This window comes from Mycobacterium sp. E796 (assembly GCF_001672815.1).
GTDB lineage: Bacteria > Actinomycetota > Actinomycetes > Mycobacteriales > Mycobacteriaceae > Mycobacterium.
Genome location: NZ_LZKK01000166.1, coordinates 1 through 6,674 on the forward strand (window position 1 = coordinate 1; position 6,674 = coordinate 6,674).

Sequence of the window (6,674 nt, forward strand, 5' to 3'; positions counted from 1 at the left end):
CGGTCAACGCGTCGTCCAGCGTCGGGTACAGCGGGAAGGTCTTGTCCAGGCCGGTGAGGTGGATCGGCCGCCTGGTCGCCGGCCCGCGCGCGACGACACCGAACTCGATGGATTTGCCCAGTCTTTCGTACGTCGCTGCCAGGATCTTCAAACCCACCGAGCCGAGGAACTCCACCGCGGAAAGGTCGATGACCAGTGCCGTCGGACCCTCCGCGATCACGGTGCTGATCGCCTGCTCGAGCGCCGGGGCGGTGACCAGATCGATTTCGCCGCTGACGCTGACCACAGACACACCGTCGTGGTCGGTAACCAGCGTGGTAATCGAATCAGGAGCTGACAATGGCGATCCTTTGTCCCGGGCCTTGAGTGTGGTGCAAGCCTAGCCTGCCATGCGAACTGCGAGAAGAATATGCCCTCGACACTTGGGGTGCGATTACCCAGGCTAGTCTCCCCCATAGGCATACTGCGGAGCGCGACGCGGCACACGGGAGGCCAGATGTCAGATTCGCCGTTGGACTTGGGCACCACCAGCACCGCCGCGCAGACGGTCAGCGAGGGGCTGCTGCCCCAGCTGGTCCAACACTTGCGCCAGAACCGCACCGTCCTGCGCGAGGAGTGGGCCCGCAGGATCACCGAGGCCGAGCTGCTCACCGCGATGACCCCCGAGGAGATCTTCTCCGAGGCGACGACGGTGTACGACAGCTACGTCGAGGTGCTCGAGACCGGTAGCGTCGAGGCGCTGCAGGACTACGCGCGCGACCTGTCCGAACGCATTATCCCGCGAGGCGTGGAAACCGACGAGGTCGTCGGCATCGTGCTGCTGCTCCGCGACGTGCTGGCACGGTCGCTGTTCGAGAAGTATCAGACCGACTTCGAGATGCTCAACCGCGTCCTCGACGCATACGAGCCCGCGGCCAACCGCATCGCCAACACGGTGGCTGTGTCGTTCGTGCAGGAACGCGAGCGCATCATCCGCCAACAGCAGGAGGCCATCCGCGAGCTGTCCACGCCGGTGCTGCAGGTGCGCGAGCAGCTGCTGATTCTGCCGATCATCGGCGTGCTGGACAGCCAGCGGGCCCGCCAGGTCACCGAACAGCTGCTGCGGGCGATCCGCGCGAACCGCGCGAAAGTCGTCGTCATCGACATCACCGGTGTCCCCACCATCGACTCCACGGTGGCGAACCACCTGGTGCAGACGGTCGACGCGTCGGGGTTGATGGGCGCCAGCGTGATCATCACGGGCCTGTCGTCGGAAATCGCGCTGACGCTGGTCACCATCGGGCTGGACCTGTCCAAGATGAACGCCGTCGGCGACCTGCAGGGCGGCATCGAAGAAGCCGAACGGCTGCTCGGTTACGAAGTCACGCGTACCGGCGAGCAGACCGGATAGCCACCATTAGCACGAGCCCCATATGCCAGTACCGATCCTGAAACAGGGCGCAATTCTGATCGCTTCGGTGCAGTCCGCGCTCACCGACTCCGACGCCGAACGCCTTCGCTTCGACCTGATGGAAAGGGTCAGCCGGTTTCGCGCGCAGGGAATCATCGTCGACGTCACCGCCATCGACGTGATGGACTCGTTCGCCGCGCGCTCGCTGCGAACCATCGCCCACATGACCCGGCTGCGCGGCGCGGACACCGTGATCGTGGGTCTGCAACCGGAAGTGGCCTTCGCGATGGTGCAACTGGGATTGCAGTTCGACGACATGAAAACCGCACTGGATCTCGAAGAGGGCCTCGCGCTGCTGAATCGCCAAGGCGGAGTGGGGAAATCGACGATCGGGCGCGATGGTGGCGGGTGACATCGTCGTCGACATCCGCAACTCCGACGACATCGTCGCCGCCCGCAAGGCCGGACACCAGCTCGCTCTCGATCTCGGCTTCTCGCTGACCGACGTGACCATGATCGCCACGGCGATCTCCGAAATAGCCCGCAACATCACCAGCTACGCGGGGCGCGGGGCCGTCCGGATCGCGGTGGCCGAACGGGATGGGCGCACGGCCCTGGTGGTGCGCGCGGAGGACGACGGACCCGGCATCGCCGACATCGAGCGCGCGTTGGAGGACGGCTACTCGACCGGCCGTGGGCTGGGGATGGGCCTGCCCGGCGCGCGCCGCCTGATGGACCGCTTGATAGTGGATTCGAAACTTGGTCGCGGAACGGTCATCGAGATGTGGAAGTGGGTTCCCGCCCGTGCATGAGCATGGCCGGCTGGGTCCGATGGAGTGGGCAAGGGCGGGTCGCCCGCTGCCCGGTGAGTTCACGTCCGGCGATCAGGGCATCGCGATCGGCGTCGACGACAAGGCCGCGCTGTTCGGGGTGGTGGATGGCCTTGGCCATGGTCCGGATGCCGCGTCCGCCGCGCTGCGCGCCGTCGACGCGGTCAAGCGCGCGAGTTCCGAGCGGCTCGAGGTCTTGATCCAGCTCTGCCACCGCGTGCTGGACGGCACCCGGGGGGTCGCAATGACCCTGGCGCGAGTGGACTTCGCGGCCGGCACGCTGACGTGGACGGGGGTGGGCAACGTCACCGCCGATCTGGTGGCCAAGGCCCCGACCGGCATCCAGATCCGCTCCAGCGCCCGCCTCACCGGGGGCATCGTCGGCTACCGCATGCCCGAAATCAGGCCCGCCCAAGTGCATTCGATCCGCCCCGGTGACCTGATCGTGATCACCACCGACGGCATCGCCGAAGATTTCCTGGACCATATCGACTTCGCGGCTTCCGCCGTCACCATCGCGGAAGGGCTACTGGCCAAGCACGCCAAGAAAACCGATGACGCCATGGTGCTGGCCGCGCGTCACCGGGGAGCGTCGACATGAATGGCAACGACGACTTCCACGCCCAGTACGGCGCCGCACTGCGCAGCTACTTGGACACGCGCGACGAGGACGTCCTGACCGTCGGCCACGAGCTCGGCCGCCGCGCCCTCGAGGAAGACATCAGCGTGCTCGAAATCATCGAGCACCACGTTCGGCTGGTTCTCGACACCTGTCAGGACTACCAAGTCGACGCGCCCATCGCCCTGGAATTCCTGTTGCAGACCCTGGCCCCCCTGGACGTCGCGACCCGCGGATTCCTCGACGGGACCAGGCGCTTCGCGCAAGAGCGGGCCCGGGCCGAGGGGTTGGCCGATCGTGACAAATTCCGTACAGCGCTGGTGAATTCGCTGCAGGAGGGCTTTTTCGTCGCCGACCACGAGGGCTCGGTGGTGGAAGTGAACAACGCCTTCATCGAGATCCTCGGCTATCCCGCCGAGGAGCTGCCGTACCGGTGGCCCCACCCGTGGCTGGTCGACAAAAAGACCGCGCGTGAGCAGCAAGCGCTGGTCCGCAGCAATGGCAGCGCCGCGTACGAAACCCCGATTCGGCATCGGGACGGACATCTCGCGTGGGTGATGGTCAGCATCAACGCGGTCAAGGAGGCCGGCAGCGACCGGGATGTCTACGTGGGCACGATCCGGGACATCACCGCGGAGCGCGCGTTCGCCGCCCGCGAGAGCGCCGTGCTGCGGCTCGCGACGGCGGTGGCCGTGGCCAAGAGCGTGGCCGAGCTGCTGTCGATCACCCTCGAGGAATGCCGGACGGCGATCGACGTCAAGCGGGTGATCGCCGTCTCGTGGCCCGGCGGCGGGGGCGAACCGACCGTTCAGGTGGCGGGCGAACCCGCCGCATCCTCCTGGCGCGAACTGGATCCCTGGCTGCGCGACACGTTCCAGGACGCGCGCCACCAGCTGCCGCTGACGGCCAAGACGGTGGACAGGCCCGAAAATCCCGGCAAGGCACAGGGATTGGTGGCGGTGCTGTCCAACACGGGAGACCTCGCGCTCTGGCTGGAGCTGCTGACACCCCGTTGGATCAGCGCCGAGGACCGGCTGCTGGTCACGGTGCTCATCGGCCACCTGAGCCTGGCCATGCAGCACGTGCGCCAGTTCGAGAGCGCGCGCGAAACCTCGCTGACCCTGCAGCGCGCCATGCTACCCACGGTCCAGCCGCCCGCCGGCTTCGCCGTGCGCTACGAGCCGGCCGTCCTGCCCTTGGAAATCGGGGGCGACTGGTATGACGTGCTGCCGATCGGCGGCAACCGCATCGGCATCGTCGTCGGCGACTGCGTTGGCCGCGGCCTGCCGGCGGCCGCGGTGATGGGCCAGCTCCGGAGTTCGGCGCGCGCGCTGTTGATCAACGGCGCCCAGCCGGCGCTCGTGCTCGAACAGCTCGACCTGGCGGCGTCGCTCATCCCGAATGCCTACTGCACCACGGTCTTTCTCGCGATCCTGGACACCGAGACCGGCGTCCTGGAATACAGCAACGCCGGCCACATGCCCGCGATGGTCGCGGGCCGCGGACCCGCGACCACGACGGTGGTGACCGACGCCGCCTCGGTGCCCCTCGCGGTGCGTCGGGCGGAACCGCGGCCCCAGGCATCCCGGGTGCTGCCGCCGGGCTCGACGCTGATGCTGTACACGGACGGCCTGGTGGAGCGCAAACACGAGTCGATCGACATCGGAATCGCCCGCGCCGCAGACGTTTTGCTCGAGACGACGAAGCTGCCGCTGGAGGCCGTCCCACAGACCGTGGTCCGTGCGCTGGCCCCAGCATCGGGGTACGACGACGACGTTGCCATGGTGATATACCGGCATCGGCCGACGCGGCTGCGCATCGAAAGCGATGCCGCCGCCGACCAATTGGTCGACATCCGGCACCGGCTGGCCGCTTGGCTGCGCGCCGCCGAGGTTCCGAACGCGCTGGCCGCCGACATCGTGCTGGTCGTCAACGAAGCCTGCACCAACTGCGTCGAGCATGCCTACCGCGGACACCGGGTCGGGACGATGCTGGTCGAAGCGGAATTGACCGATGGCCGAATCGGGACGCGGGTGACCGACGACGGTTCGTGGAAGACGCCGGCCGCCGACCCGGGCAACAGCGGGCGCGGCCTGGTGTTGATGCGGGCTCTCAGCGACTCGATGGAAGTGCGCAACAGCCCGGAGGGCACCACCATCGAGAACACCTTCCGAATTCCGGAATCCCCGAGCTGACGGGCCTCCGTTTGCCTGGCCCGATTCTCGGGTAGTCGTCGGCGTGACTCGCGCATCAATCACGGTTGAGCCTGCCCTGCCGGTGGCGCACGGACCGCTGTCGACGGCCGTCCACCGCGCGCTGGCCGGACCTCCCGCACACGACAGCCTCACCCGCATCGGCGCGTCCGTGCGGGACTCCGACCCCTTCGGCCTGGATCTTCAGCTCGCCTTGTGCATGTGCTACGAGCTGCACTACCGCGGTTTCGCGGGCGTCGACCCCACCTGGGAGTGGAATCCCGCGCTGCTGCGGTTGCGCGCGGAACTGGAGCGCGTGTTCCTGGCGGGGGTGCGGCGCGATGTCGGTCCCGTCGACCCCGGCCAAACGGCGCAAGCCGAGATGGAGGCGATTTCCATCGAGCCCGCCGATGGTGACGGGCCGTCGTATTTCCTGCGCGACTCGGGAACCTGGCAGCAGATGCGCGAGTACTTCGTGCACCGGTCGCTGTATCACCTCAAAGAGGGCGACCCGCACGCGTGGGCGATCCCGCGGCTGACGGGCACCGCGAAGGCCGCGTTCGTCGCCGTCGAGTTCGACGAGTACGGCGCAGGCCAGGGTCCGCGCCTGCACCAGCAACTCTTCGCGGACCTGTTGACGGCGGCGGGTCTGGACGAGACCTATCTGGGCTATCTCGACGCCGTCCCCGCCGAGGCATTGGCCGTGGTGAATCTCATGTCGCTGTTCGGGTTGCACCGTCGGCTGCGTGGTGCCGCGATCGGGCATTTCGCCTCGACGGAGATCACGTCGCCTCCGGGATCGCGGCGAATGGTGCAGGCCTTGCAGAGGTTGGATGCGCCGCCGGCCTGCGTCGGCTTCTACAGCGAGCACGTCGAGGCCGACGCGGTACACGAACAGGTGGTGCGCATCGACGTCGTCGGCGACCTCGCGGCGCGGGAACCGCACCTCGACTCCGATGTCGTCTTCGGGATCCGCGCGCACGCGGCGGTGGAAAACCGCTTGGCGGACAAGCTCATCGGGGCGTGGAAGCAGGGCCGGACGTCGTTGCGCAGACCCCTGGACTAATTCGTCTGCTTCTTGACGCCGCGGCAACGGCGATGGCTGGTGTCACACAGCGGATAATCGTCGCTGCGCCGGCAGGTGCAGATCGCCACCATGAAACGGTCGGACTCGACGACGTCGCCACCGGCGGTCTCCACCCGCACCGGTCCGGATACCAGCACGGGTCCTCCGGCCACCACCTGTACCCGCGTGGTCACGGCTTGTCTGCCCGGATCACCACGAGCTCCTCTTCCCGGCGTCCGCGCGGAATCCGCCCGGTTTCCTCGAGCCAATTGGCCCGGGCCGACATGACGGAACCGAACGGAATCCACTTGGACGCCATGACTTCGGCCCTCAGGCCGGCCCATTTCAGGCGGTCCAGGGATTGTTGAACGCCGGCGATCGCCGAGTGCACCAGTAGCAGGGATCCGCCGTCGCACAACACCTTTGGCGCCGACTCGCACAGCGGATCCAGAACCAGGCGCCCGTCGGGGCCCGCGTCCCAGGCCCACGAGGGTCCGGCGATCGCGCGGCCGAGATGGGCTGTGCCAGCGTGACCGCCTGCGACACCTGCCCCCACGCGGTGCGTTGTTCGCGCGGC

8 protein-coding genes and 1 pseudogene are annotated in these 6,674 nt (G+C 67.7%); 6 read left to right on the plus strand and 3 right to left on the minus strand.

Translation table 11 applies throughout. The features are described from left to right. A partial coding sequence (locus tag A5706_RS12230; protein WP_231985227.1) for an STAS domain-containing protein occupies nucleotides 1–340 on the minus strand: 340 nt, incomplete at its 3' end. A 156-nt stretch (nucleotides 341–496) separates the two neighbouring features. On the opposite strand from A5706_RS12230, the gene A5706_RS12235 reads away from it, so the two are divergent. From A5706_RS12235 to A5706_RS12260, 6 genes are read left to right on the plus strand one after another with little or no spacing between them, the layout of a single operon-like run. Beyond that, nucleotides 497–1,390, plus strand: coding sequence for an STAS domain-containing protein (locus tag A5706_RS12235; RefSeq protein WP_068101831.1), 894 nt, complete (start codon nucleotides 497–499; stop codon nucleotides 1,388–1,390). Nucleotides 1,391–1,412: 22 nt separating this feature from the next. Continuing rightward, nucleotides 1,413–1,802, plus strand: coding sequence for an STAS domain-containing protein (locus tag A5706_RS12240; protein ID WP_068130795.1), 390 nt, complete (start codon nucleotides 1,413–1,415; stop codon nucleotides 1,800–1,802). Continuing rightward, nucleotides 1,792–2,202 carry an anti-sigma regulatory factor gene (locus tag A5706_RS12245; protein ID WP_068130810.1) on the plus strand — a complete coding sequence of 137 codons (411 nt, stop codon included), beginning with the start codon at nucleotides 1,792–1,794 and terminating at the stop codon, nucleotides 2,200–2,202. Before A5706_RS12240 ends, A5706_RS12245 begins: the two co-directional genes overlap by 11 nt. Nucleotides 2,203–2,248: 46 nt before the next feature. Further along, nucleotides 2,249–2,821, plus strand: coding sequence for a SpoIIE family protein phosphatase (locus A5706_RS12250; RefSeq protein WP_197517814.1), 573 nt, complete (start codon nucleotides 2,249–2,251; stop codon nucleotides 2,819–2,821). Then, nucleotides 2,818–5,034: a SpoIIE family protein phosphatase gene (locus A5706_RS12255; protein ID WP_068130801.1), complete on the plus strand. Its 2,217-nt coding sequence runs from the start codon at nucleotides 2,818–2,820 to the stop codon at nucleotides 5,032–5,034. The genes A5706_RS12250 and A5706_RS12255 overlap by 4 nt, the downstream gene beginning before the upstream one ends. Before the next feature lie 43 nt (nucleotides 5,035–5,077). Beyond that, nucleotides 5,078–6,097: an iron-containing redox enzyme family protein gene (locus A5706_RS12260; RefSeq protein WP_068130804.1), complete on the plus strand. Its 1,020-nt coding sequence runs from the start codon at nucleotides 5,078–5,080 to the stop codon at nucleotides 6,095–6,097. On the opposite strand, the gene A5706_RS32990 is transcribed toward A5706_RS12260, so the two are convergent. Both A5706_RS32990 and A5706_RS32995 read right to left on the minus strand, forming a co-directional pair. Next, complete coding sequence (locus A5706_RS32990) at nucleotides 6,094–6,291, minus strand: CDGSH iron-sulfur domain-containing protein (RefSeq protein ID WP_231985229.1); 198 nt, start codon at nucleotides 6,289–6,291, stop codon at nucleotides 6,094–6,096. The genes A5706_RS12260 and A5706_RS32990 overlap by 4 nt on opposite strands. After that, a pseudogene (locus A5706_RS32995) lies at nucleotides 6,288–6,674 on the minus strand (hypothetical protein); the annotation flags it as partial. The pseudogene A5706_RS32995 and the gene A5706_RS32990, both read right to left, overlap by 4 nt.

Coding starts and splice junctions, on each gene's coding strand:
- A5706_RS12240 (WP_068130795.1), top strand. CDS start 1,413: ATGCCAGTACCGATCCTGAAACAGGGCGCAATTCTGATCGCTTCGGTG.
- A5706_RS12255 (WP_068130801.1), top strand. CDS start 2,818: ATGAATGGCAACGACGACTTCCACGCCCAGTACGGCGCCGCACTGCGC.
- A5706_RS12235 (WP_068101831.1), top strand. CDS start 497: ATGTCAGATTCGCCGTTGGACTTGGGCACCACCAGCACCGCCGCGCAG.